Origin of the sequence: Gottfriedia sp. S16(2024), from assembly GCF_050473765.1 — a bacterium.
GTDB lineage: Bacteria > Bacillota > Bacilli > Bacillales > Bacillaceae_G > Gottfriedia.
Genome location: NZ_JBFLUO010000001.1, coordinates 2296778 through 2322194 on the forward strand (window position 1 = coordinate 2296778; position 25417 = coordinate 2322194).

19 protein-coding genes are annotated in these 25417 nt (G+C 32.5%); 16 read left to right on the forward strand and 3 right to left on the reverse strand.

Translation table 11 applies throughout. From position 1 onward, the window contains the following. Nucleotides 1-17 precede the first annotated feature (17 nt). Nucleotides 18-920 (reverse strand): LysR family transcriptional regulator, encoded by a 903-nt coding sequence (locus tag AB1282_RS10710; protein ID WP_429899062.1) that lies wholly within the window; start codon nucleotides 918-920, stop codon nucleotides 18-20. 324 nt (nucleotides 921-1244) lie between these two features. Between AB1282_RS10710 and AB1282_RS10715 the strand changes: the two genes are divergently transcribed. The 6 genes from AB1282_RS10715 (at nucleotide 1245) to AB1282_RS10740 (ending at nucleotide 14179) form a co-directional block, all read left to right on the forward strand. Further along, the gene (locus tag AB1282_RS10715) at nucleotides 1245-2501 is read left to right on the forward strand and encodes a helix-turn-helix domain-containing protein (RefSeq protein ID WP_056471625.1); all 1257 of its coding nucleotides are present in this window, start codon (nucleotides 1245-1247) and stop codon (nucleotides 2499-2501) included. 331 nt (nucleotides 2502-2832) lie between these two features. Further along, entirely contained in the window at nucleotides 2833-6999 is a 4167-nt protein-coding gene (locus AB1282_RS10720; protein WP_429899063.1) for a S8 family serine peptidase, read from the forward strand. A gap of 384 nt (nucleotides 7000-7383) precedes the next feature. Then, nucleotides 7384-11523, forward strand: coding sequence for a S8 family serine peptidase (locus tag AB1282_RS10725; RefSeq protein WP_429899064.1), 4140 nt, complete (start codon nucleotides 7384-7386; stop codon nucleotides 11521-11523). 157 nt (nucleotides 11524-11680) lie between these two features. After that, complete coding sequence (locus tag AB1282_RS10730) at nucleotides 11681-11917, forward strand: dockerin type I domain-containing protein (protein WP_429901124.1); 237 nt, start codon at nucleotides 11681-11683, stop codon at nucleotides 11915-11917. 275 nt (nucleotides 11918-12192) lie between these two features. Continuing rightward, nucleotides 12193-12762 (forward strand): helix-turn-helix domain-containing protein, encoded by a 570-nt coding sequence (locus AB1282_RS10735; protein ID WP_429899065.1) that lies wholly within the window; start codon nucleotides 12193-12195, stop codon nucleotides 12760-12762. Nucleotides 12763-12928: 166 nt separating this feature from the next. Further along, a complete protein-coding gene (locus AB1282_RS10740) occupies nucleotides 12929-14179 on the forward strand; it encodes a CynX/NimT family MFS transporter (protein WP_429899066.1) in 1251 nt (416 codons plus the stop codon). A 175-nt stretch (nucleotides 14180-14354) separates the two neighbouring features. Here the strand turns inward: AB1282_RS10740 and AB1282_RS10745 are convergent, their stop codons facing one another. Then, nucleotides 14355-14669 carry a winged helix-turn-helix transcriptional regulator gene (locus tag AB1282_RS10745; protein ID WP_056471635.1) on the reverse strand — a complete coding sequence of 105 codons (315 nt, stop codon included), beginning with the start codon at nucleotides 14667-14669 and terminating at the stop codon, nucleotides 14355-14357. Between the two features lie 177 nt (nucleotides 14670-14846). On the opposite strand from AB1282_RS10745, the gene AB1282_RS10750 reads away from it, so the two are divergent. The 4 genes from AB1282_RS10750 (at nucleotide 14847) to AB1282_RS10765 (ending at nucleotide 18466) form a co-directional block, all read left to right on the forward strand. Continuing rightward, on the forward strand, nucleotides 14847-15941 hold the full coding sequence (locus AB1282_RS10750) for an FAD-dependent monooxygenase (protein ID WP_056471640.1): 1095 nt from the start codon (nucleotides 14847-14849) through the stop codon (nucleotides 15939-15941). A gap of 88 nt (nucleotides 15942-16029) precedes the next feature. Continuing rightward, nucleotides 16030-16791, forward strand: a complete 762-nt coding sequence (locus AB1282_RS10755) for a GTP cyclohydrolase II (RefSeq protein ID WP_429899067.1) — start codon at nucleotides 16030-16032, stop codon at nucleotides 16789-16791. After that, nucleotides 16784-17881, forward strand: coding sequence for a bifunctional diaminohydroxyphosphoribosylaminopyrimidine deaminase/5-amino-6-(5-phosphoribosylamino)uracil reductase RibD (gene ribD / locus AB1282_RS10760; protein WP_429899068.1), 1098 nt, complete (start codon nucleotides 16784-16786; stop codon nucleotides 17879-17881). Before AB1282_RS10755 ends, ribD begins: the two co-directional genes overlap by 8 nt. 15 nt (nucleotides 17882-17896) lie before the next feature. After that, nucleotides 17897-18466 carry a 5' nucleotidase, NT5C type gene (locus AB1282_RS10765; RefSeq protein WP_056471648.1) on the forward strand — a complete coding sequence of 190 codons (570 nt, stop codon included), beginning with the start codon at nucleotides 17897-17899 and terminating at the stop codon, nucleotides 18464-18466. Between the two features lie 291 nt (nucleotides 18467-18757). On the opposite strand, the gene AB1282_RS10770 is transcribed toward AB1282_RS10765, so the two are convergent. Next, complete coding sequence (locus tag AB1282_RS10770; protein ID WP_429899069.1) at nucleotides 18758-20050, reverse strand: SH3 domain-containing protein; 1293 nt, start codon at nucleotides 20048-20050, stop codon at nucleotides 18758-18760. Nucleotides 20051-20486: 436 nt separating this feature from the next. Between AB1282_RS10770 and AB1282_RS10775 the strand changes: the two genes are divergently transcribed. The 6 genes from AB1282_RS10775 to AB1282_RS10800 all read left to right on the forward strand — a co-directional run bounded on the left by AB1282_RS10775 (nucleotide 20487) and on the right by AB1282_RS10800 (nucleotide 25403). After that, nucleotides 20487-20780 carry a hypothetical protein gene (locus tag AB1282_RS10775; protein ID WP_429899070.1) on the forward strand — a complete coding sequence of 98 codons (294 nt, stop codon included), beginning with the start codon at nucleotides 20487-20489 and terminating at the stop codon, nucleotides 20778-20780. A gap of 182 nt (nucleotides 20781-20962) precedes the next feature. Beyond that, nucleotides 20963-21265 (forward strand): hypothetical protein, encoded by a 303-nt coding sequence (locus AB1282_RS10780; RefSeq protein ID WP_056471657.1) that lies wholly within the window; start codon nucleotides 20963-20965, stop codon nucleotides 21263-21265. A gap of 202 nt (nucleotides 21266-21467) precedes the next feature. Further along, entirely contained in the window at nucleotides 21468-21968 is a 501-nt protein-coding gene (locus tag AB1282_RS10785; RefSeq protein ID WP_429899071.1) for a GNAT family N-acetyltransferase, read from the forward strand. Between the two features lie 22 nt (nucleotides 21969-21990). After that, nucleotides 21991-22536 (forward strand): 2'-5' RNA ligase family protein, encoded by a 546-nt coding sequence (locus AB1282_RS10790; RefSeq protein ID WP_429899072.1) that lies wholly within the window; start codon nucleotides 21991-21993, stop codon nucleotides 22534-22536. Between the two features lie 339 nt (nucleotides 22537-22875). Beyond that, entirely contained in the window at nucleotides 22876-23961 is a 1086-nt protein-coding gene (locus tag AB1282_RS10795; protein WP_429899073.1) for an aromatic ring-hydroxylating oxygenase subunit alpha, read from the forward strand. Next, on the forward strand, nucleotides 23961-25403 hold the full coding sequence (locus AB1282_RS10800) for an aldehyde dehydrogenase family protein (RefSeq protein WP_056471671.1): 1443 nt from the start codon (nucleotides 23961-23963) through the stop codon (nucleotides 25401-25403). The genes AB1282_RS10795 and AB1282_RS10800 overlap by 1 nt, the downstream gene beginning before the upstream one ends. The last annotated feature ends 14 nt before the right edge of the window (nucleotides 25404-25417 follow it).

Sequence of the window (25417 nt, forward strand, 5' to 3'; positions counted from 1 at the left end):
AAATGTTGCCTTTTTTATTAAGATGAAATGATTTCAGTTTTCAAGAAATTGATAAATTGTTTTTCAACTTTCGATAATTTTTTCTTTTTTGAAGTGATTACCCCAAGTTCTGAGTTCACAGGTTCGTAATCTACGAGATCAATTTCAACGAGTTCACCATTCGATAAATATGGATGATTTTTTAATGAAAAATTTGGTCCCCATGTTATAGCATTTCCATTTAAAATTGCTCGTAATAACTCTTCAAGATGGTTGGAAGAAAATAAAATATCTAATTTTCCAATATTATGTTGGAAGTTATTTGTAAACCATCTTATATAGTCACCGTTATATAGAACGAATTTTTGCTGAAGAATTTCTTCAGGAGTTATTTTTTTCGAGATGGCAAAAGGGGAATCTTTTTTTGCATATACTTTCATCATTCCAGGTACTAATCCTTCATAATGAAATTCTTCTAATTCTTTCATAATGCTTTCGTAAAGACAGATGATTCCTATATTTACTTGGTTTTTTTTAACAATTTCAATTGTACGTTCAGTAGTGTTTTCTAATATGTCTATGTGCAAATTTGAATGTTGGTTTTTAAAATCAACTAACGGTGTTAATAAGTAATTAATAAAAGCAGGTACCATGGAAACTCTAAGTTCACTGAGTTGGGTATCTTTACTTTTCTGTGCTATTTCTTTTAATTCTGCGTATTTTAGGAGTACTTCTTGTGATTTTTCCACGATTTGTACCCCATCCACTGTTAATCTTGCCCCTAATCTAGATCGATTGAAGATTTTTATTCCTAGCTCTTCTTCTATTTTAGTAATCGCTTGACTTATACCGGATTGACTTACATGAAGATTTTCTGCAGCGATTGAAATCGACCCCGTTTTAGCGACTTCTACTAAAATCTCTAGTTTTTCTAAATGCATTACATTGACCACCTTTATGCTTTCATACATGAACTAAAACTTTTCCAATATAGATTTTTTATTTCAATTTTTATATTACAAATCGTGAAGTTATATTTAAAAACTGTAAATTTACTTAATCATTTTGCAAATATAGAATTGGGTTTAACTAATAGTATTATTCTATTTTTCGCGATTGAGTCTAATGTAATTGAAAAATAATACGTTCTAATGTTGAATCAAAACATTAGATTTATCAAGTGCTTTCTTATATTTAGAAAAATTTACAATAAATGATACTTTTTTGTTCAATTTGAACGTTGCCTAATATAGAGGAGGCTAAATATGTTAGTTGGAGAAATCATCAAATATTATCGAGAGAAAAAAGGAATTAGTCAGTCTAACTTAGGTGAAGGAATTTGTGGTAAAGCGTATATTAGTAGGTTTGAAAGTGGAAAAGTTACTTTGTCAGAAGAAATTATTTACAAATTGGCTCAAAAGTTAGAAATTGATATAAACAAAGAAATTGAATCATTTTATCTTATAGAGAAGCATTTAAATGAGTGGAATCAAGCAATTATTATGCAAAGAACACCACAGATTGAAGGAGTAAAAGTAGTATTAGATCAAAATCCGTTCATTCTGGCTTCAAAACATGCTGCAAACTATCTGCTATTAAAAGGGAGATATTATCTTCATAAAAATATGTTTACAGAAGCAAAAAATATAATTGATTACGTAGAAAAAGAGTTTCAGACATTATCTAATTATGAGAAGAATGTTCTTCTACACATTAAAGGAATATACTGTATCAGTACATTTAGAACTGCCCACGGTGAAGAATGTCAAACTGCTGTGAACCTTTTAAAACAAATTAAAATAGCAGAGTATAATAATGAAGAGTATTACTATCACTTAGCAGTAGCATATCATCATGCAAAAGCGAAAGTATCCGCATTTACATATGCAAAAAAAGCTCTTCAATTTTTTAATAAAACATATAATCATGTGAGTGCTATGAATGCTCAAATCTTAATGCTAATGCAATTGGACAGTGAAAGAGACATTGACTTTTTAGTGTTAGTAGAAAACTATAAGGATTTGATTCATAATTGTGTCATTTTAGGTGCTCATGAAAGTAAAATAAATATTTTATTTAACTTAGGAGAAGAGTTTTATAAAAGAAAGGAATTTGATCAAGCAGTTAGTTTCTTTGAAGAAGCATTTTTACTAACTGATAAATCATCAATAAAATATTTAAGGCGATTATATCATTTTACTGAAGCATGTTTAGATGCAAAGTTATTGAAAAAAAAGAATCTTTTAGAAAAAATAGAAACAGGGACAAAGTTAGCTAAAAAATCATGTCCAATCTATTTTAATCTGTATAAATTATTAGCTTTGAAAAGTAAAAAAAATTCAAGTCAATATTATCAATTTTTAGCTGAAGTAGTGGTGCCACAGCTTATAGACACTAATAATACCTCATTTTTTGAGCAGTATGGAAAGATCTTATATAATCACTATATCGAGCAAAAAGAATATGAAAAGGCAATTGAAGTAGACAAAAACTTTAAATTGATGCATAAAGCTTTAAATTAAAAGTCTATAGATAACGAGTATTCGTTGTCTATAGACTTTTTTTGTTATAAGTAAATGGAATTTATTTCAAAATATCAAAATTTATAACAAATGTTTATAAACTTCAGACAAGAAAATTGTCGGAATTTGTTCGGGTTATTCTATAAACCATGTGATATAGGGACTCGATAACCCGATTGATAAAAGATTGAAAATTCTCAATAATGAAGTTGAATAAACAGAGAAATTGTTTATTTTTTGGGAAATAATCCATATTTTTGTCAAAGTAAGAATATTTTTGTACTTCAATGTAGATTTCTACCTTGTTGTAAATTTTCTAGGAGGAAGAGAAATGGGGAAAAGGACAGAAAAAAAGTTTTTAAAAAGCTTTACCGTTTTAGCTTTAACATCTAGTTTTATTCTTGGTTCACTTGGACAAGTAACTACTAGTACTAAAGCAGCAAGTCCAAGAAATGTAGAAGATATTTTAGCAAACTTAACTTCAGAGCAAAGAGCAGCACTTGAACAGCTTTCGACTAATGAACAATCAGGTCTTCAAATTTCTTCAGATATTAATTTAAACTCAAAGGAACAAACAAGTGTTATTGTTGAGTTTGCAAATAAACCTGCTAAAGTTGCTCAAATCGAAGCAAGTGTAGAAGGTAAATCATTAACTGCATCTGAAGCAATAAACTTAGTCGATCAAGATCATGAAACATTTGCTAAAGATGTAGGTCAAGTATTAGAAAATGGCAAAACTAAAAAGGTAGATTATACGATTAATCGTTCATATAAAAATGCCTTTAATGGTGTTTCAATGAGACTACCAGCAAATCAAATTAAAAACCTATTAAAATCAAAAGCTGTAAAAACAGTTTGGAGTAACCAAACATTTTCAATTGATCCTCCTAAGGAAAACGATCAGTTAAAAGCAGATGAAGCAAATGTTGGAAACTATACACCTTATGACGCTTTAGATCGATTACATGCAGAAGGATTTACTGGAAAAGGAATTAAAATAGGGATTTTAGATACAGGTATTGATTATAACCATCCAGATTTGAAAGATGCATATAAAGGTGGATATGATTTCGTAAACAATGATAATGATCCAATGGAGACAACGTATGCAGATTGGAAAAAATCTGGCCAAGCAGAAATTGTGAGTGGCAGTGCATACTATACTGAGCATGGTACACATGTAGCGGGAATCATTGGCGGTCGTGGGAAAGCGAGTAGTGAATATAAAACTATTGGTGCGGCTCCAGAATCGGATATTTATTCTTATAAGGTACTTGGTCCATATGGTAGCGGGACAACTGATGCAATTCTTGCCGGGATTGACAGAGCTGTAAAAGATGGTATGAATGTTATTAATATGTCATTAGGTGCAACGTTAAATGACCCACTATATGCGACTTCAATTGCGGTAAACAATGCCGTATTAAGTGGAGTAACGACAGTTGTTGCAGCAGGGAATAGTGGGGATCAAATGTACACGGTTGGTTCACCTGGTACAGCAGCATTAGCTTTAACAGTTGGTGCTTCATCTATCGCACTTGATATCTATCAATATGCAGGTGTACAAGATGGTAAAAATTATTCATTAAGACAATTAGCAAGAAATTATAAAGATGATTTAACTACATTAAAAGGTAAAACATATCAACTTGTTGATGTTGGACTAGCAAACCCAGCAGATTTTAATGGAAAAGATCTAAACGGTAAGATTGCGTTCATTAAACGTGGTTCGATTGCATTGATAGACAAAATCAAAAATGCAAAAGCAAAAGGCGCTGCTGGAGTTTTAATGTATAACGATGAAACGAATAAAGCAGAAGGTGCAATACAATCATTCCTTGGTGAATCAGTCGATGCGATTCCTGCGTTTTCAGTTTCAAATGATGAAGGTGATACAATCGCTGCTGCAATTAAAGCCGGAAAAACAGACTTTACATTTGGTGATTTCACAAAACTAAAGACTGCTTCAGATGAATTAGCGTCATTTAGCTCTAGAGGTCCATCTCGAGTAAACTATGATATTAAACCGGAAGTAACTGCACCTGGTGTGTCAATCCTTTCAACTGTACCATTCTATGTAAACGACAAAACAGTAGATGGAACAAAATCAGAAGATTACAAGTATGCGTATGAGCGTTTATCAGGTACATCAATGGCAACACCTTATGTAGCTGGGGTATCGGCTTTATTACTACAATCAAATAAAGATTTAAAACCAGAAGATATTAAATCAATCTTAATGAATACAGCAGATACATTATCAAAAGCTTATAGTGTCTTTGAAGAAGGTAGCGGACGAGTAGATGCTTATGAAGCAATCCACTCAAATGTAGAATTAGAAGTAGTTGATAAAACGCCAACAATTATTGATGGAAAACAAAAATCAATTCAAGAATTAACAGGTGGAATGAGCTTTGGTTCATTTGGATTTGATGATCAAGATATTGCTGATTCACGCATTGTTACATTAAAAAACCGTAGCGAAAAAGCAAAAACATTTAATGTAGACGTAAAATTCCAAACTGGCTTAAGAGGTTCTTTAGATGCAGCTAAAAACAATATAACGCTAACAGGCCCTTCATCGGTAAAATTAAACGGAATTAGCCAAAAATCAATTAAATTTAATTTAAACATTCCAAAAACAGCAGATAAAGGCACATATGAAGGATACATCACTTTCACAAATACGGGGGACCCATCAGAAACATATCAAATTCCATTTGGTGGACGTGTAATAAATGAAGGCATTGATTCAGTTGACGCCTTACCAATGTTTTCAACTGATACAGCTTGGCCTGAAAATGCTTGGCCTTTCGAATCGTTTACATTCTCATTAAAATCACATATGAAAACAATAGATATTATTTTACAAGATTCTATTACAGGTGAAGACCTAGGATTAATAGGTTCCTTGAGTCCAATATTATTGAATGAAAATCAAACTTATTATGTTACAAGAGGATTTACTGGATCATATTATCCATTTACTGGTGATTCAAAGAATCCAATTAGCTATCTATCAGCAATTGCACAACCAGGACGCTATAAAATAAAGTTGGTTGGAACAAATGAACAAGGTAAATCATTCACAAAGTCATCTGATTTTATTTACGATTTAGGTGCACCAACTATGACTTCTAGCTTTGATTCATTAGACCAAAAAGTAATTGAAACTAATGATAGTCAATTTGATTCAAATGGACAATTCTTATATGATTTTAACATTCACTTAAATGATCCTGAAACAGAGGAAGCAAATAAACTAGGTTTCCCAGTTGATCAATCAAACAATTCAGTTGTTACGTTTAATAATAGTCCATGGCCAAAAGCACCAATTTATACAGATAAAAATGGAAATTACACTGATAAACTTGTCGTTAGAAAACAAGCTGCACCTTTACAAGTTCAGTTTTATGGTATGGATTATGCAAGAAACACTATAGGAAATGCTTTTAATATGTTAAGAGTTGTTTTTGTGGATCACAATTTACCTTATTACTATTTAAAGGCAAATAAACAAATCGTATCAAATGGAGACACAGTAAATTATAGTGTTCGTTCAAATAATGTTAAAAACTTAAAAACATCTAAAATTACAATACCAGTTGATCCTAACCTAGCTTCAATTGAGAATGTAGTAGTAAATGATGCAGTTAAGCAGTATGGTGATGCGCAAGTTTCTGTAGTTGCTGTTCAAACAAGTCCGTCTAATACGAACTATACAATTACATTCACTTATTTAGGTGACAAAACATTACCAGAAGACTTACAATTATTTAATTTCGACCTTAAAACGGCTAAAAAGTTTACGGATGGACTTTATGGAGGATCTGCTTTCAATTGGTTTACGATGACAGCCTCCACAACTGATCAATCAAATGTAGAGACTAATAATGTTTACTCTTACATGGAAAGTATCAAATATAAACCAACTTATTCAAGATTAGATGGAACAGTACAAGTTGAAGGGGCAAAAGATGCCTCAGGTCAATCTATTTATTCAATTGATTTAAGTAAGGTTGGGGCAAATGTAAAAGTTACTTCTTATGATGGAAAAACAACTGCTACTCCGTCAAGTTTAAACAAGAGTGGTCAGTATATTATTGAAGGACTAAAAGCGGAAGTAAATCCATATACGTTAACAGTTGATGTACCAGGTCACTTTACGATGAACAAACAAGTTGTATTATCGAATAATGTACGTGGTGAAATAGTTGGAAAAAGATTGGCCTTTAATTTACCAACTGCAGCAGCAGGTGATGTAAACAAAGATAATGTGATCGATATTCTAGATGTATTAGCAGTACAAACATATTGGGGTACTAATAAAGCAACTGCAGATTTTAATTTTGATAAAGTAGTAGATAAAAAAGATATGGATTTCATTGTTAAAAACTTTGGACTAAAAAATCCGACTGTATCAAATGTACCAAAAGCAAAAACTGCTTATAAAGGCGTTACATTAGATGATGTATTAACTCAATTAGGATTACAATAATTTAAAAATTAAGGGAAGTCGAATATCGACTTCCCTTAATTTTTATTAATAAAGAATCTATAGATCAACCAAGAAACTAAATTTTAAATTTTCTCGACGAACTTAATTTATAAAAAAATAAGAAAAACTTATAAAGATATAAGAAAGTTTATAAACTTCTTTTGTGAAAAGTGTCGAATTTTGTAAAAGAAAAGAAGAAACGTTGAAAGAATCTACTCCATATAACCCGATTGTTAATTATTTGAATATTTTTAATAATAAGTAATAGGAAGTGGTTATTAGGTTGATGGATTTTTAGAATATAAAAGCTAGAGTTTTAGATTCAAAGTTCCTCTACTATTAATAACTTCATTTTGCGAATCTTACTATAAATGGGGGAAGAGTATGTTAAAGAGAACGAGTAAAAGTAAAATTGCAAAAAGCCTTACAGTAGCTGCGTTATCAACTAGTTTTATTTTAAGTTCTTTAAGTCATGTTTCAAATGTAACGAAAGCAGATGTTGTCTCAAATGCAGAAACGATTTTAGCTAAATTAACTCCAGAACAAAGAGAAGCTCTACAAAAGATTTCAACGACTGATCAATCAGGTCTTTTTCTTGATTCAAATGTAAATCTTAATAGTCCTGAAACTGTTTCGGTAATTGTTTCATTTAAACAAAAACCACAGAAAATTGCTGTATTAGAAGCTGCTTTAAAAGGACAAGCTTTATCAGATTCAGAAGCAGCAAGCAATGCGAATGAAGATCATACTAAGTTTAAATCAGACATAAGTTCTTTATTTAAAACAAAATCTGATGGTTCATATAAAATAAAACGTGAATATAAACATGCATTTAACGGGGTAGCTTTAGAAGTCCCTGCAAATAAACTAAATGATTTAATGAAATCAACAGCTGTACAAGCTATTTATAGCGATGTAACAGTGAAATCGGAGCTTCCGGTTGAAGGGAAAGATTCATCTACAAGTTCAACAGGAAAAGGAATGGCAGATGAGCGTTCTTACTTACAAATTGATAAATTACATCAAGAAGGCTATACAGGTAAAGGAGTAAAAGTAGCTGTTATTGATACAGGTGTTGATTATAACCATCCAGACATTAAAGCCGCATTTAAAGGTGGATACGATTTCGTAGATAATGACAATGATCCAATGGAAACTACTTATGCTGATTATATAAAAGCGGGTAAACCTTATGGAGCTACTGGTGCAGCAAATTACGTAACAGAACACGGAACTCACGTATCAGGTACGATTGTAGGGCAAGGCAAAAATGAAAGTGAAGATGCAACAACTGGTATTGCTCCAGATGCCGATCTTTATGTATATCGTGTATTAGGACCAGGTGGCAGCGGTACAACTGATAATATCATCGCGGGAATTGATCAAGCAGTTGCAGATGGAGTGGACGTTATGAACCTTTCACTAGGTGCAAATTATAATGACCCACTACTTCCTGAAAGTATTGCAATTAATAATGCTGTACTAAATGGAGTTACTGCAGTAGTTGCTGCTGGAAATGCAGGAAATAAGATGTATACGTTAGGTTCACCAGGAACGGCTGGTTTAGCATTAACAGTAGGTGCAAGCAGTGTTCCAATTACGACACTTGGAGGGAAAGGTGCGATCGATAATGTAAATGCATCTTTACTTTTAATGGCAAAAGGCGCTGGGGATGATATTTCAAAATTAAAAGGTGTAACGAATTCGGTTGTAGATGTAAATCTAGGAGAAGCATATTCAGGTAAAGATGTAAAAGGTAAAATTGTTCTAATGAGTCGTGGAACGTATACATTAGATTCTAAAATTGCGGTTGCTAAATCACAAGGAGCTGCAGCAGTTCTTATGTATAATGACAATCCAACTGAAGGACAAATTCCAACCTTCTTAGGCGATGGTGTAAATTTCATTCCAACGTTCTCGCTATCTAACGCAGATGGTCTAGCTTTGAAGCAAAAGCTACAATCAGGATCTGTTAACTTTACATTTACTGACATAGGTGAAGCGAAAACGCAGGGCGATACTTTAGCTGACTTCAGTTCAAGAGGACCTGCAAGATTAACTTATGATATTAAACCAGAAATTACAGCTCCAGGTGTGAGTGTATTATCAACAGTACCAGGTTTTATAAACAATCCAGACAATCCAACAGATTATAAAAAAGCATATCAGCGTATGTCAGGTACATCAATGGCTACTCCATTTACAACAGGGGTTGCAGCATTATTAAAGCAAGCAAACCATAATTTACAACCAGAAGATATCAAAGCGATTTTAATGAATACTGCAGATTCTTTAAGTAAGCCATACAGTGTATTTGAACAAGGTGCAGGACGAATTGATCCATATAATGCAATCCATTCAACGATTGAAATTAAAGTGCAAGAAAAAATACCAACGATCATTAATGGAAAAGAAAAACAAATTAATGAAGAAACAGGGGCACTTAGCTTCGGCAATGTATCATTCGATGGAAATGACTATTCAAATAACCGCACAGTCACTTTAATGAATAGAGGAGAAAAGTCAAAAACATTTGATGTAAAAGTTAATTTCCAATCAAACTTACGTGGTTCAAAGGATGCAGCAGCAAATGGTGTAACTGTTCAAACTCCATCGACAGTTACATTAAAAGGAATTAGCCAAAAGAAAAGAACTATTACTTTAAATATTCCAAAGACAGCTGAAAAAGGAATTTATGAAGGGTATGTAGTGTATACAAACAAAGATAATCCATCAGAAACATATCGCATTCCATTTGGCGTTCACTACGTCGAGCAAGGATTTGATTACTTTAGATTGTATAAACAATCAGTGCCTGAATCGCTTAGTCAAAGTAGTCAAAAATGGAATCGAACTGATGCTGCTAATATTGCCTTAAAATCACATATGAGATCAATTGACGTTGTTATTTCAGATGCAAAAACTGGTAAAGATCTTGGTGTTGTTAGTTCGTATGATGGGGTAGCATTTAATGAAGGTGTAGATATTTCACTTCCTTTCGTCTATTTTGGATTTTACTATCCGTTTACAAATGACCCAGATAATCCAATTGGAACAAGAGATGATCAATTGGTAGTACCAAAAACAGGGCAATATGTATTAAAAATGATTGGTACAGATGATAATGGAAAACAATATACGATTAGTCAAGATTTATTTGTCGATGGTACAAAACCTAAATGGAATATGCATGTGGAGGGGGAACTACCGGGTAAACAAATTGTTGAGTATAAAGATGGTCAGGATACTTTAGGTGTAACAGCTCAGATTACTGATGATAATGTAGATGTAAAAAAAGCAGCTGGTATGGCTGCAGATCAAACACAAAATCAAATTTACTATTCTTACAACTCTTGGTTACCAAATGGTAACTTGAAGCTAGATAAAGAGGGTAATGCATCCGATGATATTGCGATGTTACCGGACCAAAGTGTTCTAAGTGTTAAATTTGAAGGGATGGACGAAGCAACAAATGGTTATCTTCAAAAACAATACTATTTTGTAAATGAACATACACCATATGTTTCTGTTGAGGCAAATAAACCGACAAAATTTAATGCAGCTTTTGTAAAACCAGGTGAAACTTTAACGATGACATTAAATGCAAATAATGTAAGTAAACTATCGAAAGCAAATTATAAGTTCTCTGATACCCCAGGGACAAAAATTACGAAAATTTCATTGAATTCTGCTGCACAAAAACATGGTGGATCACTAGATGTTAAACAAACTACATCAGGAAGTACAACTTCATCAGATGTTACAGTTAACTTTAACGGAACTTCTGGAGTTGATGGTGATTTACCAATGGTGGATTTAACAATTGAAATTCCTAATCCATTAGATCCGAAAAATGCTTATTCATTTAGCTCAGTTACTTCACAATTTACAGATATAAATAATGTATCAACTAATGTTTTTTCAAATGTTTCGCCAATCTCGATCTTAAATAATCAAACTGAATTCCAAGGATATATTCATGCTCAAGGATTTTTAGATGCAAAAGGCAACTATGATTATGCAAAAGATTACTCAAAAATTTCGCCAACTTTAACCGTAATTGATCGTAATGGAAAAGTAGTCAAAACAAATATAGTCGCGAAAAATGGGTCATTTGATATTACAGGAATTGACCCATCAAAAGATGATTATACATTAATTCAAGATATACCAGGTCATTTTACAACGCGATATTCGAGAATTAACGCTTACTTTGGTTTAGATGACGATGTATACGGTACATCATATAGAGTAGGTACAGAAAGTACTCCTTATGCAACTGCTGGAGATGTAAATAAAGATGATGTAATCGATGTAAATGATGCATTAGCAATCCAAACATATTGGGGAACAAATAAACGTAGTGCAGATATTAACTTCGATGGAACGGTTGACGCGAAAGACCTTGCATTCGTAGAAAAAAATTACTTAATGCAAAATCCTTGGGTTCCAGCACCACCAAAACCAGTTAAAAATTATAAAGGAAGTACATTAGAATCAATTAAGAGTCAATTAGGATTATAATTAAAATGTAAAAGCCTGTTCATATTTTTGGACAGGCTTTTTACTTTAACTGTTTAGCCTTTGAAGTTAATCTCCAGTCGTTCCTTTCTCACGTAATTCAATATAGAAACCTTCTTATTTCTCAAATTGTGTTTTTATCTAATGAAAGGGGGGAGATATCAATAAAGACAATGTAATCGATATTAATGATGCTCTAGCAATTGAAACATATTGGGGAACAAACAAACGCTCAGATGATATCAACTTTGATGGTACAGTTGATGCGAAAGACTTTGCATATGTAGAAAAGAACTTCTTAATGCAAAACCCTGCTGTAGATAATGCACCAAAACCAGTGAAGAAATATAGAGGTAAGTCAATTGACGTGATTAAGAATGAGTTAGGCAATCAATAATTAGGGTGCCGAGGAAAAACCACAAGGAATTTTTACTTCCTTGTGGTTTTTGTGCGTTTTCTCTAAAAAAGAGGTCAAATCAATTTCGTTATTTTTCAATAATAGTAAGAAAAGTGTTGTAACAAAGTATGTTTTATTAGACTTAATCAAAATTTTGGTATATTATAATTTGCAAAATGGTTTATTTATTATTATTTTATCCACTATAATATGTAAAACATTAATAATTATTTTTACTTTATATTTTCCCATGATATTGCGAAGGGTGGCTCAAAATGAGTTTAGAAGCTGATGATCAAAGACAAGTTGTTTTACAAGTAGGAACAGTACTAAAAAAACTACGTAAAGAAAGGCGTTTAAGTCTTGAAAACCTATCAGAAATATCGGGTGTGAGTAAGCTTACGTTAGGAAATATTGAACGCGGAGAAACCAATCCAACAATAGGAATGTTATGGAAAATTTCAAATAGCTTATCCATACCACTCATGGCTTTATTCTCATCTGAAAATAATGTGAATCTATCTAGAGCCGGTGAGGGACTAAAAATTGTTGGGGACGAAAATAACTGGGCAATTGAGCCGATTTTCCAAAACGTAAATAATAATATGGAAATGTATCGTGCTTATATACAGCCGAATAGCACCTACCATCCAGAAAAACATCATCAGAATTCAACTGAAATCGTGACTGTTATGGCTGGAACCCTTACAATTACAGTCAATAATGAAACATTTACACTAAATCAATATGATTCGATTAGTTTTTCTACAAATGGCACTCATTCATATGCCAATCATACCAACGATGTCGCTGTTCTCCATATTATATTAAAATATAGAATTTGAATTTCTATAGCTTAACCTAAGGTATACCTCAATCAACTGAACAGATTAGATATTCCTTTAGCAATTTAATTTCTCTCTTCATGGATAGATCGAAACTCGTCTTTACAGTAAAACATATTGAACAAACTACAATACATGAATTTTTCAAAAGCTAGGAGGGGATAGGATGAATTCAATGAATCAAGTAATTAAAAAGGAGAATAAAGGGGCCATTTCAACTGTTGGCAAATCAACAGTTTGGATATTGATTGTTGGTATTGTATTTATTGCTGCTAACTTAAGGGCCCCTTTAACCTCAGTAGGACCAATTGTTGGTCTTATTAAGAATGATATGGATATTTCAAATACATTGGCAGGGATGATTACCACGTTGCCATTATTAGCTTTTGCGTTTTTTTCACCTATTGTACCTAAATTAGGGCAAAAATTTGGGGTGGAACGAATTATTTTTGGTTCCATTGTCTTTTTGACTGTTGGTATTGCTATACGTTCTCTATCAGGGGTTGCTGCTTTATATATAGGTACGGCTATTCTTGGTTTAGCTATCTCCGTTGGTAATGTATTGTTACCTGGCCTGATTAAACGTGAATTTCCTGAACGAATTGGCTTGATGACGGGCGTGTATTCCATTTCTATGAACTTATTTGGAGCGATAGCTTCTGGTGTGAGTGTTCCCATTGCACTTGGAGTGGGATTTGGATGGAAAGGCGCATTGGTAATTTGGGGGATTTTAAGCTTTATATCTATTTTAATTTGGTTACCACAGTTGAAACATCTTAACGCAAAAAGGGATACTGTTCATAATAAAACGGCTAACAGTCATGAGAATTTGTGGGGTTCGGCACTAGCGTGGAAAGTAACCTTGTTTATGGGACTGCAGTCCATGATCTTTTATGTACTTGTCGCCTGGCTGCCAGAAATTCTTAAACAACAGGGATTGAATTCAAGTCAGTCTGGCTTGATGCTTTCTGTTATGCTATTGGCTTTGCTCCCATTTACCTTCATCGTCCCAGTCATCGCAGGGCGCATGTCCAGTCAACGTTCGTTAGTGACAATTGCAGCAATTTTATTTTTAATTGGGATGTTTGGGTTACTATACGGTAGTTCAAATTTAATCGTCTTGTGGATCATCGCTTTAGGCATAGGAGGTGGCTTCGCATTTAGCCTAGCCATGATGTTTTTTAGCTTACGTACAAGGAATGCGCAACAGGCTGCTGAGTTATCTGGTATGGCCCAATCGATTGGATACTTGCTTGCGGCTGTTGGCCCAACCCTATTTGGGTTTATACATGATGCAACCAATAGCTGGACGATTCCACTTTTAATATTAGTTGGTGCATCGATTCTACTCTTTATATTTGGTCTTGGAGCGTCCAAAGCGCAATATATTGGTTCTGCCCAAAAGGAAAACATATAATTTATACGGCATTTTTATAAGTATATAACAATTATTTGCTCAAAAAAATCAAAACTGAGCCAAAATAAAAAAGGGATGTCCACAAGTTAGAAATTTAACTTATAAGACATCCCTTTTATTTGCAATTGAATTCTAAAAAATAATTAAAAGGCGAAGCAAAAAACAAAAACCATTTTTAATCGATTGTTGTCCAATCTTGCGACCATTTCATTAATTCCTTAATAACTGGTTCTAAAGCCAGTCCTTTTTCTGTCAAAGAATATTCGATTCGAACTGGAGTTTCTGGATATACATCTCGTTTTACAATACCTGCTTGTTCTAAATCCTTTAGTCTTTCTGAAAGAACGCGCCCGCTAATTGGCAAAGTTGATTCGATTGTACAAAATCGTTGTGATCCAGAAAGAAGTTGAAAAACTATAAGAATTGCCCATCGTTTACTAATTAACTCTACGCTTTTTTCAAACCGAGGGCATAATAAAGAAAAATCCATTTAAAGCCACCTCACCTATACCCATATTATAACTAAATTTGAATTAATAACAAGATTACCATACATAAATTTATTACTTGACGTAAGTTTATTACTAAATTAAACTTACTTACATAAAGTAACTAAATAATTTTTTTAGAAAAATAATAAATGTCTATAAATAGGTGGCAAAACAACATGAATATGAATACAGATGTATGTATTGTAGGTGCGGGACCAGGTGGTGCACTATTAGCATATTTGCTTGCAAAAAATAATATTTCGACAGTTCTTGTGGAACGACATAATGGAATTGATAAAGAATTTAGGGGAGAACATCTAAATTCTGAAGGTGAACAAATATTAAAAAAGCATCATCTTTATGAAAAAGTTAAAGAATACGGACTACTGCTAATGGATCGTGTTGAATATTGGAATCATAATAAAATAATAAAAAGTATTTTTCCATCACAAGGTTCAAAACACGTTGGTATTCATGTTCCACAAAATCATTTATTGAATGTTATTTTAAAAGAAGCAAATAAATATGAAAACTTTAAGCTTTTAATGGGCACACGAGTGTCTAAATTAATAGAAGATCAAGATGGTCGTTATATTGGTGTTAAAGCAGTAAGGAATGGTACTGAAATAACAATTAATAGCTCGATTATAATTGGTGCTGACGGTCGATTTTCAACGATCCGAAAATTAGCAAATATACCCACGGATATTATAAAACATGGATACGACCTACTTTGGGCTAAAGTACCAAGACCAGCAAGTTGGGATCCAACAGTTAGATTAACTTTGATTAATAAACAACAATTGGCTTTGTTTACTCAAGCTGGAGGATTCATTCAAATTGGATGGAACATAGAGGAAGGTTCTTTTTCGAACTTAAGAAGTAAATCTTTCAATCCTTTTGTAAATCAGCTAATCGAAGCATTTCCAGAACTGACTGAAACAGTTCAAGAAAATATAAAATCTTGGAATGATTTTGTATTATTAAATGTTCAAAGCAGCCGTAGCAAAACATGGGTAAAAGACGGCTTAATTATAATGGGTGACGCGGCACACACAATGAGCCCTACTGCAGCGCTTGGTGTAAATATTGCAATGAAAGATGCAGATATTTTAGCAGAAATCATTCAAGATGCTATTCAAAACAAAGATACTAGTACAATAGTGTTAAAGAAATTTGAATATGCTAGACGAGGAGAAGTTGAAAGCTTACAAAAGCAACAACTAACACAGGAAAGTACCTTCAAACATCACTTTGATGTGACTATATAAAGAATGCCTTAAATGTTTAAATATGGACAAGTAAAAATTAAAATATATTATCATTAAGAAATAGTGTTAGAAAACAGGAGGAAGCCTCATGATCAACGAAAAAGTAGTTTCTTTATTAAAAGAGAAAATTAATGTCATAAAAAATAACGATAAATCAATTTATTTAGTTGGACCAATTAAACTGCCTGTAAATTTAGATGGAGAAACAGTCATTTTTCAATGGTATTGTTGGCTACGCTGTGAGGATATCGAAGGAGATTTTTGTAGCGATGGATCATATAACACTGAAAAAATTATTAGTAAATTAGCTTCATCCAATTTAGCAGAAATGCAACAATCAAGTGTATTAGTTTATGGTGACTTTGAAAATTCAGAGGACGCACTAATTCGAATGCATAGTATTTGTCATACGGGTGATATTTTTGGAAGTAAACGTTGTGATTGTGGATTCCAATTAAAAGAAGCAATGAAAATGATTTCTTCAAATAAATCAGGTGCATTATTTTATTTAGCAAACCATGAAGGAAGAGGAATCGGTTTATTCAGTAAAGCAATGGCATATGTACTTCAAGAGCAAGGATTTGATACTGTTGAAGCAAATGAAGAGCTAGGTTTCGTAGATGACGCACGAAACTACGAAGATGCTATTAGAGTATTAAAAACACTTCGTTCAAAACCAGTTACTTTAATTACAAACAACCCAAGAAAATTGGATGCTCTTCAAAGCTCTGGAGCAAATGTATCTGGAAGAATTCAATTATGGGGAGACAAATCAAAGTATAACGAGAAGTATTTAGAGACTAAAATTGTTCGTTCTGGTCATTTTAAAGGAGGACGTACAAGTGAGTAATCATGAATTTTATATGAATTTAGCTATTCAAAATGCCATGGCTACGAAAGGTCAAACCGATCCAAACCCCCTAGTAGGGTCAGTAATCGTAAATGATAATCGGATTGTTGGAATTGGTGCTCACTTAAAAGCTGGTGAACCTCATGCTGAAATTAATGCACTTAGAATGGCAGGAGATAAAGCTGAAGGTGGAACAATTTATGTAACTCTTGAGCCATGCTCTCATCATGGACGAACTGGTCCTTGTGCAGAGGCGGTTGTACGTGCAGGCTTGAAAAAAGTTGTTATTGCTACACTTGATCCAAATCCGCTTGTTGCTGGAAGAGGAGTAAAAATTCTTCAAGATGCGGGAATTGAAGTAATCATCGGAGTTTGTGAAGAACAATCGATCAAAATGAATGAAGTATTTAACAAATATATTGTTAAAAACATTCCTTTTGTCGTAATGAAATCAGCGTCTACATTGGACGGGAAAATTGCTACCCATTCTTCTGATAGTAAATGGATCACTTCAGCGGAAGCTCGAAATGATGTTCATCAATTAAGAAATGAGATTGGTGCGATATTAGTTGGTGTAAATACAGTATTAAAAGATAATCCAGAATTAACAACTAGAATTCCAAACGGACGTAATCCAGTTAGAGTAATACTAGATTCAACTTTAAAGATTCCTTTAGAATCAAAAGTTGTAACTGATCAACAAGCAGAAACATGGATATTCACAAGTCAAAAACACTCTGAACAAAAAAGAAGTGAATTAGAAAACTTAGGTGTAAAAGTATTTGTAACGAGCGATCCAAATCGAGTTGATTTAAACGAAATGCTAAAAATTATAGGTGAACATTCAATCTCTTCTTTATTAGTAGAAGGTGGTGGAGAAGTGAATGCTTCCTTTATGAATCAAAATTTAGTTGATAAAGTGATTGTCTATTTAGCTCCTAAATTAATAGGTGGAAAAAGTGCACCTACATTTTTAGAAGGTACTGGGTTTGATAAAATGGGACAAGCGATTGAACTTGAAGAAATCGAATTAACGAAAATTGGTCCTGATTATAAATTCATAGGCTATCCAAAATATACTACTTCATGAGGAAGGACTTTTAGAATGAAATTCGGTTTCGATATTGACGATACTTTAATTGATTTAAGACAGCATGCTTTTCACATTTATAATAAAAAATTAAATAAAAATATACCTATAGAAGCTTACAATGAATTGAAAACTGTTGAAATTCATGAACCTTTTGGCTTAACGGCAGAAGAAGGAAGCAAAATGTGGAAGAGTAATCTAGAAGAGACATACTTTACGACTTGTCCTCCATTTCCATATGCAGTTGAAACATTACAAGAATTAGAAAAGCAGGGACACGAAATTTATTATGTGACTGCTAGAAATAAAGAATATGGTGAACGCACAAAAGAATGGTTATTAAAAAATGGATTTCCAGTTCATCAAGATCGATTTTATTGTGGAATGAAAGATTCTGAAAAAATTCATATTATAAAAGAATTAGGCTTAGATTATTATTTTGATGACAAACCAGAAATATTGAATACACTCTCAGAATTAACTTTAAAAGCATATGTGAAAGACACTTCATATAATAGAGGGATGGACATCCCACGTATTACGTGTTGGTCTGAATTAAAAGAGATTATTTCGTTTAATCAATGAAGAAAAAAACACCTTGATAGGTGTTTTTTTACGTGTTGAAATAATTGAAATATATTGCACTTAATTTATTTATGAATGGTTTACTTTTTTTGATAAAGAAGTTGATTGGAACGGAAGGTTGCTCGACTCCTATGGGATAAGCGGGAAGGCTGAGACCCCGCAGGCTTGCCGAGGAGGCTAAAGAATCTCGCCCCATGGAAAGCGAGCATCCTGTAGTGGAAATCAACCTCAAACATCTTCTTTTAAATAGAAAAATTGACAAGTTCTTTTTTCAAGTAAGATGTTGAAAACTTATTTAAATCTTTTAAATCCTAAAAAATGTTGGTTCCAATATGAATTGTTTATTTTAGAAATAGTTACTCCTGAACTACTGCTTGCATGGATAAACTCATTATTATTAATCACGATACCCATATGGGACGGTCCATAAGTATAAGTGTTTTCGAAAAAGATTAAATCTCCAGGTTGAAAGTCATCTACAGTTTTTAAATTTGAACTATTATACCAATATCCTGCAACATTTGTTCTAGGAAGTGACAATCCAGATTCTTTGAATACATAGGAAATAAATCCACTACAGTCAAAACCTGATGGAGTTTCCCCACCCCAAATATAAGGTACACCTGAATACTTTTTAGATAAGGTGATTAAAGTTTGCACATCAAATGATTGAGAGTTATTAGAATCAACTTTATTTGAATCTGTCTGACTTGAATCTACCTTGTTTGAATCTGTCTTATTTGAATCAGTCTCTTTTCCAACATAAGATGCACCAACATACCCTATAACCCCATTAAATTTTATCTTATACCAACCATTAGAAAGTGAGATGACATCTAGTTTTTGATTTTTATTAACACTACCTAAAATCTGATAAGAAGTTCCAGCCCCAGATCTTACGCGTAAACCATTAATAGTAGAAATATAGTTTCCATAACTGACCACTTGATTATTATTACTATTATTCGATTCGGTAACTTTTCCAACATAGGATGCGCTAATATACCCTATTACCCCATTAAATTTCACCTTATACCAACCATTAGAAACTGAGATTACATCTAATCTTTGATTTTTATTAACACTACCTAAAATCTGATAAGAAGTTCCAGCGCCTGATCTTATGCGGACACCGTTACCAGTAGAAATGTAGTTCCCCGAAGTAACCACTTGATTATTATTAATAATATTCGATTCGGTAACTTTTCCAACATAAGAAGCACTAATATATCCAGTTGACCCATTAAATTTTATTTTATACCAACCATTAGACGATGAAATTACATCAAGTTTTTGATTTTTATTAACACTACCTAAAATCTGATAAGAGGTACCAGCTCCAGATCTTACATGGACACCATTACCGATTGATTTATATGTACTAATATTATTATTTGAATAAAGTGTACTAGATTGCAGAGTTTTGGAATCAATAGAGGCTGCAGCTGCAGTAGTATTATATGGAATTTGAATTGTTAATGTTGATGCAAGGCCAACTAATGCCATTGAGTTTAATGCTCGTTTTTTATTTCTTTCTCCTTTCAAATTTAACTTAATTAAGGTACTTGCTGATTTTGATTTCATTACTTACCTTCCCTCTAACCAATAACAGAAATAACAAAGAAAAATCCCTTACCTCTTTTGATAGTAAGGGCAAATCTTAGATTACATGAATTTGGTAATTAAATTATTTAGAATGTGAGATCACATTTAGTTTAAATTCTAACATAAGTACATAGATGTCTTCACTTATTTAGTGTTAAATTTTTCCGAAAAAGTAAATTTAGTTCAAAATTTACTAAAAAAAAAACAAAGAAATAGCGTGATATTTTTACTATTCAGCAAATTAAAAAAACATAATAGATTTTTTTATGTCAGTAGATGAAGATAAGATTATTGCTTTATGAAAGTTTTGTTAAGTAAACTAATAATATAGATTATACAAGTTGTCAGGAAATACAAGCGTAAACAAGTCTATTAAAATCTTAATCCAACCCTTTAATCGGAGGTGCTAGTCAAAGTGACAAAGCTTGAACTTGATATTCAAAACATACAAATTGCAAAACATACGGATTATAAAGGCTATAAAATTAAATTTTCGATTGATCAACAGCAGTTTGCACTTTTAGTCGGTAAAACAAAGATATTATTTCCTTTGTCTTTAATTCACACTTTTAATGAAAAAGGAACATGTCAGCTTTGCAATAAACTAGTTTTTTCATCAAATATTAGTCAACAAGTTTGTCCAACATTATTTAATAGAAGAAATGAATTATTAGCTTATTTCCAAGAACATTATTCTGAGCAATTTTAATTAGCTATAAAATGGCTTTTGACAATCGTCGACCAAAGTAAAATAATAAATTAATAAAGAAATCGTGATAAAAAACTACTTTTTGGGTAGTTTTTATTTTTTTATGAAAATATTTAACGATAATGAGTCATAAAAATAGCATTTCGTCATATATTTTGTTGAAAACGGAGGTGCTATTTCACATGGTGATTCAAGACTTAGATATTCAAAACGTGGTAATTAGTAAGCTTGGAGGGTACGACGGTTATAAAATAAGCTTTTCCGTTAATCATCAAGGTTACATATTATTAGCTGGAAAACAAAAGACGATTTTCCCTTTGTCTATTAAACATGCATTTATTGAAAAGGAAAAGTGTCAGTTTTGCAATAAACTTGTATTTAAATCTGCGATAAGCCAGCAAATTTGTTTAAATCTCCTTCTTAAGAAAAGCGATTTATTATCATATTTTCAGCAAAGGTATCCAGAACCATTTGAGCAAATATAAGTTTTAAAGAAAACTATCGAGGAAAAACCACTAGAGAGGTGGTTTTTTGTTTATTAAATGAGTACATATTATTATTTAACCCTCCATCAATTAAATATAGTTGATTAAGAATTGTAATAATTTAGTTAAAAAAACACTGTAGAAATACGATTGTAATTGTTGTACTATTCTTATAATTATATTTTTATTGGAGGATATTTTCATGCCTAATTCTTTATTACCGACAAATACTATTTCTTTACAATTTTATAATGACAAATATGATGATCAATTAAAAAACTATTTTCTAACTGATGAGCATCTAAAATTTACTGGTTTACCTATAGAGAATATAGATAAATGTGTATTAGAGGCTGATCGTCATGCCATTTTAATTTTGAGTAACAATGATGTTGCAGGATTTTTTGTTTTGCATGGTTGGGATGGAGTTAGACAATATAGTGATAATAAAAATGCAATTCTATTAAGGGCTTATTCTGTTGATACAAATTTTCAGGGTAAAGGGATTGCGAAACAATCTTTAAATTTATTACCTTCTTTTGTAAAGGCGAATTTCCCCAAGCGAGATGAAATTATTTTGGGTGTGAATCATAAAAATATTGCTGCACAGCATGTTTATTTAAAAAGTGGATTTATTGATAAAGGAAATAGAGTAATGGGGAGAAAAGGTGAGCTCTTTATTATGCATATGGATTTAGTATAAGTTTAGAAAGAAGGAAGAGATGATGTACGGAGTTGTAGCGTTATTTGATGCAGAAACCGAACAAATTATTAAAGATATTTGGACAGAGTTAAGAGAAAAATCGATTTCTTTCTATGCTGATGAAGTAGTAGATCGTAAACCTCATATTACTTTAGCAAGTTATCACAGTTTAGATAAGCTAAGGATTATTGAACAATTAGATGATTTTTATGAAAATAAGCTGGAAATAGATATTAGTTTTAATTCAATTGGATCGTTTTTAAATACTGGCATATTATATTTTTCACCAAATGTTACTAAAAATTTGATTGAGTTTCATGAGGATTTTCATATTCAGTTTAAACATTTTAATGATAATCCAAAGTCTATTTATCTACCTGAAAAGTGGATCCCACATTGTACGTTAGCTAATAGATTGTCACCGGATAAACTAGTTGAAGCATATAATTATTGTTTATATCGAAATGATACGATTGTAGGGAAAATAAGAGAAATTGGTATTATTGAGATGGTTAGTAAAAATAATGCTCCAATTATCTATTCGAAGTCTTTAAACCCAATAAGATAAGCTGAAAAACTCGTAAAAAATAACGAGTTTTTTATTTTTGACTCTATTAATACCTTTATAAAAGGTGGTTTTCTTTTGCCCGAAAATCAACTATTAACGACAACAGATGCTTATTTTTAAATAGTCTTACTCATAATCGTTCGATGAGTGAGTGAAAAAACTCAAATAATCGAATTGGAAACAACTCATTCGAGTTGTTTTCAATTCGATTATTTTATTAGCTCGAGTCGTTTTGAATCATTAAATGTTGATTTATAGGTATTTTTAAATTTTGGCATGGATATTGCAATATAAAAGATACAGGGGTAGAAAATAGGGAAATGAGAGGGGTTAAAACAAATGACTTTTAACAAAGTACAAAATGCAACGACTGAAAATTTCGAGAGAACGCTAACTTATGATTTATACACTGATCCAAAGGTTTTAGAGCAAGAGCAAGAAAAGATCTTTTCAAAGTCTTGGCAGTTAGTTGGACATGTTAGCCAGCTAGAAAATATAGGAGATTTCTTTACAGCAGAAGTAGCAGGTGAACCGATTATTGTAACACGTGACAAGAATGGGGTTATTCAAGCTTTTTATAATGTTTGTCCACATCGAGCAACTAAGCTAGAGAAGAATGAAAGTGGAAATAAAAAAATTCTACAATGTGGTTACCACGGATGGACTTTTCATTTAGATGGTAAATTAAATAAAGCTCCTAATTTTAAAGGAGAAGATTTGGCTTGTGTATCAAATGCTTGTTTACGAGCTGTAAGGATGGAAATTGCAGAGGCGTTTATTTTCGTTAATTTAGATGACGATGCTACATCATTAATTGAGACTTATGGAGATTTTTTTGAAAAGCTAAGCAAGTTTACTTTTTTAAGTGAATTAAAAAGAACGAGCAGTAGATCTAGAATTATTAAAGCAAACTGGAAAGCATTTATTGATAATTATTTAGAATGTGATCACTGTCATGTAGCTCATCCAAGCTTTGTGGCTACTTTAGATATGAAAGACTATCAAATTATTACATGTCAGAATTATTCTGTTCAAGGATCTGTTGTGAAAGCAAATAAGAAAATGGGTTCATTAGATTTTAATGAAGTAGAAATGCAAGGTGGTACATTCTATTGGTTATGGCCGAATTTAATGATGACGATTTATCCAGGCCCAGGAAATATTGCCACAATCCAAATGATTCCAATCGATCATGAGACAACACTTGGAGTTTACACATACTACTTTAGAGATGAAAATTTAACACAGGAAGAAAAAGACTTAGTTGAATTTGCTGAAGTAGTACGTAATGAAGATGTTGAATTGGTTGAACTTGAACAAGTAGGATTCAGCTCACGAGCATTTAATAAAGGCTTCTATTCTTCTTCAGAGCAAGCAATTGTTCAGTTCCATGAGACTGTCCTAAAAGCACTGGAGGAAGAATGATGATCAACAAAGTAGGTCCAATGAAACAATATTTATTCATTAATGGTGAAGAAGTACAAACAACAGAGTATTCTAATTTGTATTCTCCATTTTCAAGAGAAGTAATTTCAGAGATTGCTGTTGCTACAGAAGAACAAACGAAAAAGGCAATCGAAGTAGCCTATCTGTCAAAAGATGAGTTTGCTAGAATACCAGCGTTTGAGAGAGCACAAATTCTTGAAAATGTCGTTCAGTTATTAAAAGAAAATTTTAATGAAGCTGCTGAAATAATTACAAAGGAAACAGCTAAACCAATAATGTTTTCAATGGGAGAAGTAACAAGAACAATAGAAACATATAAATTTGCCGCGGAGGAAGCAAAACGAATTCATGGAGAAACAATTCCATTCGATGCTGCTTCTGGTGGTATAGGAAGAGTAGGATATACAGTAAGAAATCCGATTGGTGTAATTGGAGCGATTACTCCGTTTAATTTTCCTATGAATCTAGTAGCTCATAAAGTTGGTCCAGCTATTGCATCTGGTAATACCGTCGTTTTAAAACCGGCATCTCAAACGCCACTTTCGGCACTATTTATAGCTAAGTTATTCAAACAAGCTGGTTTACCAGACGGTGTATTAAATGTTGTAACGGGACCAGGACGTACAGTTGGTGACACGATTGTTGAAGATGCACGTGTAAACATGGTTACATTTACAGGTAGTACAAGTGTTGGGATTAACATTAGAAATAAAGCGAAGTTAAAAAAAACAACGCTTGAACTTGGATCAAACGCCGCAGTTATTATTGATAAAAATACCAACGTTGATAAAATTATTGATCGATGTGTAATGGGAGCCTTTTCAAATCAAGGACAAGTATGTATTTCTTTACAGAGAATTTTTGTTCATGAAGAGATTTACGAAGAGTTTACGAACAAATTCGTAGAAGCAACTAAAAAACTAAAACTAGGTAATCCATTCGACCATGAAACCTATCTTTCATCATTAATTTCACCTGATGAATTAGATCGGGCGTTAGGTTGGATTAATGATGCAAAACAAAGCAATGCAAATATACTTACAGGTGGTAAAACACAAGGGAATATATTAGAGCCTACAATAATTGCTGATGGTACTTCTAGTTTAAAAGTTTCATGTCAGGAAGTTTTCGCTCCAATTGTAACGGTTAACAAAGTGAAATCAATTCAGGAAGCTATCTCTCATGTAAACGATTCACGCTATGGATTACAGGCTGGGATTTATACGGATAGTGTATCGAATGCATTACTTGCTTCAAATGAACTTCATGTAGGTGCGGTCATCATTAACGATATTCCAACATTTCGGGTTGATAATATGCCATATGGTGGTGTAAAGGAAAGTGGTACTGGAAGAGAAGGGATAAAGTTTGCAGTAGAAGAAATGACGGAATTGAAGCTAATTGTCTGGAATCAAAACTGATGTTAATAAGGTGG

Bases quoted from the DNA above. Each gene is read 5' to 3' on its own strand.
- AB1282_RS10710 (WP_429899062.1), bottom strand. From the start codon at position 920: ATGCATTTAGAAAAACTAGAGATTTTAGTAGAAGTCGCTAAAACGGGG.
- AB1282_RS10715 (WP_056471625.1), top strand. From the start codon at position 1,245: ATGTTAGTTGGAGAAATCATCAAATATTATCGAGAGAAAAAAGGAATT.
- AB1282_RS10720 (WP_429899063.1), top strand. From the start codon at position 2,833: ATGGGGAAAAGGACAGAAAAAAAGTTTTTAAAAAGCTTTACCGTTTTA.
- AB1282_RS10725 (WP_429899064.1), top strand. From the start codon at position 7,384: ATGTTAAAGAGAACGAGTAAAAGTAAAATTGCAAAAAGCCTTACAGTA.
- AB1282_RS10735 (WP_429899065.1), top strand. From the start codon at position 12,193: ATGAGTTTAGAAGCTGATGATCAAAGACAAGTTGTTTTACAAGTAGGA.
- AB1282_RS10740 (WP_429899066.1), top strand. From the start codon at position 12,929: ATGAATTCAATGAATCAAGTAATTAAAAAGGAGAATAAAGGGGCCATT.
- AB1282_RS10745 (WP_056471635.1), bottom strand. From the start codon at position 14,669: ATGGATTTTTCTTTATTATGCCCTCGGTTTGAAAAAAGCGTAGAGTTA.
- AB1282_RS10750 (WP_056471640.1), top strand. From the start codon at position 14,847: ATGAATATGAATACAGATGTATGTATTGTAGGTGCGGGACCAGGTGGT.
- AB1282_RS10755 (WP_429899067.1), top strand. From the start codon at position 16,030: ATGATCAACGAAAAAGTAGTTTCTTTATTAAAAGAGAAAATTAATGTC.
- AB1282_RS10765 (WP_056471648.1), top strand. From the start codon at position 17,897: ATGAAATTCGGTTTCGATATTGACGATACTTTAATTGATTTAAGACAG.
- AB1282_RS10770 (WP_429899069.1), bottom strand. From the start codon at position 20,050: ATGAAATCAAAATCAGCAAGTACCTTAATTAAGTTAAATTTGAAAGGA.
- AB1282_RS10780 (WP_056471657.1), top strand. From the start codon at position 20,963: ATGGTGATTCAAGACTTAGATATTCAAAACGTGGTAATTAGTAAGCTT.
- AB1282_RS10785 (WP_429899071.1), top strand. From the start codon at position 21,468: ATGCCTAATTCTTTATTACCGACAAATACTATTTCTTTACAATTTTAT.
- AB1282_RS10790 (WP_429899072.1), top strand. From the start codon at position 21,991: ATGTACGGAGTTGTAGCGTTATTTGATGCAGAAACCGAACAAATTATT.
- AB1282_RS10795 (WP_429899073.1), top strand. From the start codon at position 22,876: ATGACTTTTAACAAAGTACAAAATGCAACGACTGAAAATTTCGAGAGA.
- AB1282_RS10800 (WP_056471671.1), top strand. From the start codon at position 23,961: ATGATCAACAAAGTAGGTCCAATGAAACAATATTTATTCATTAATGGT.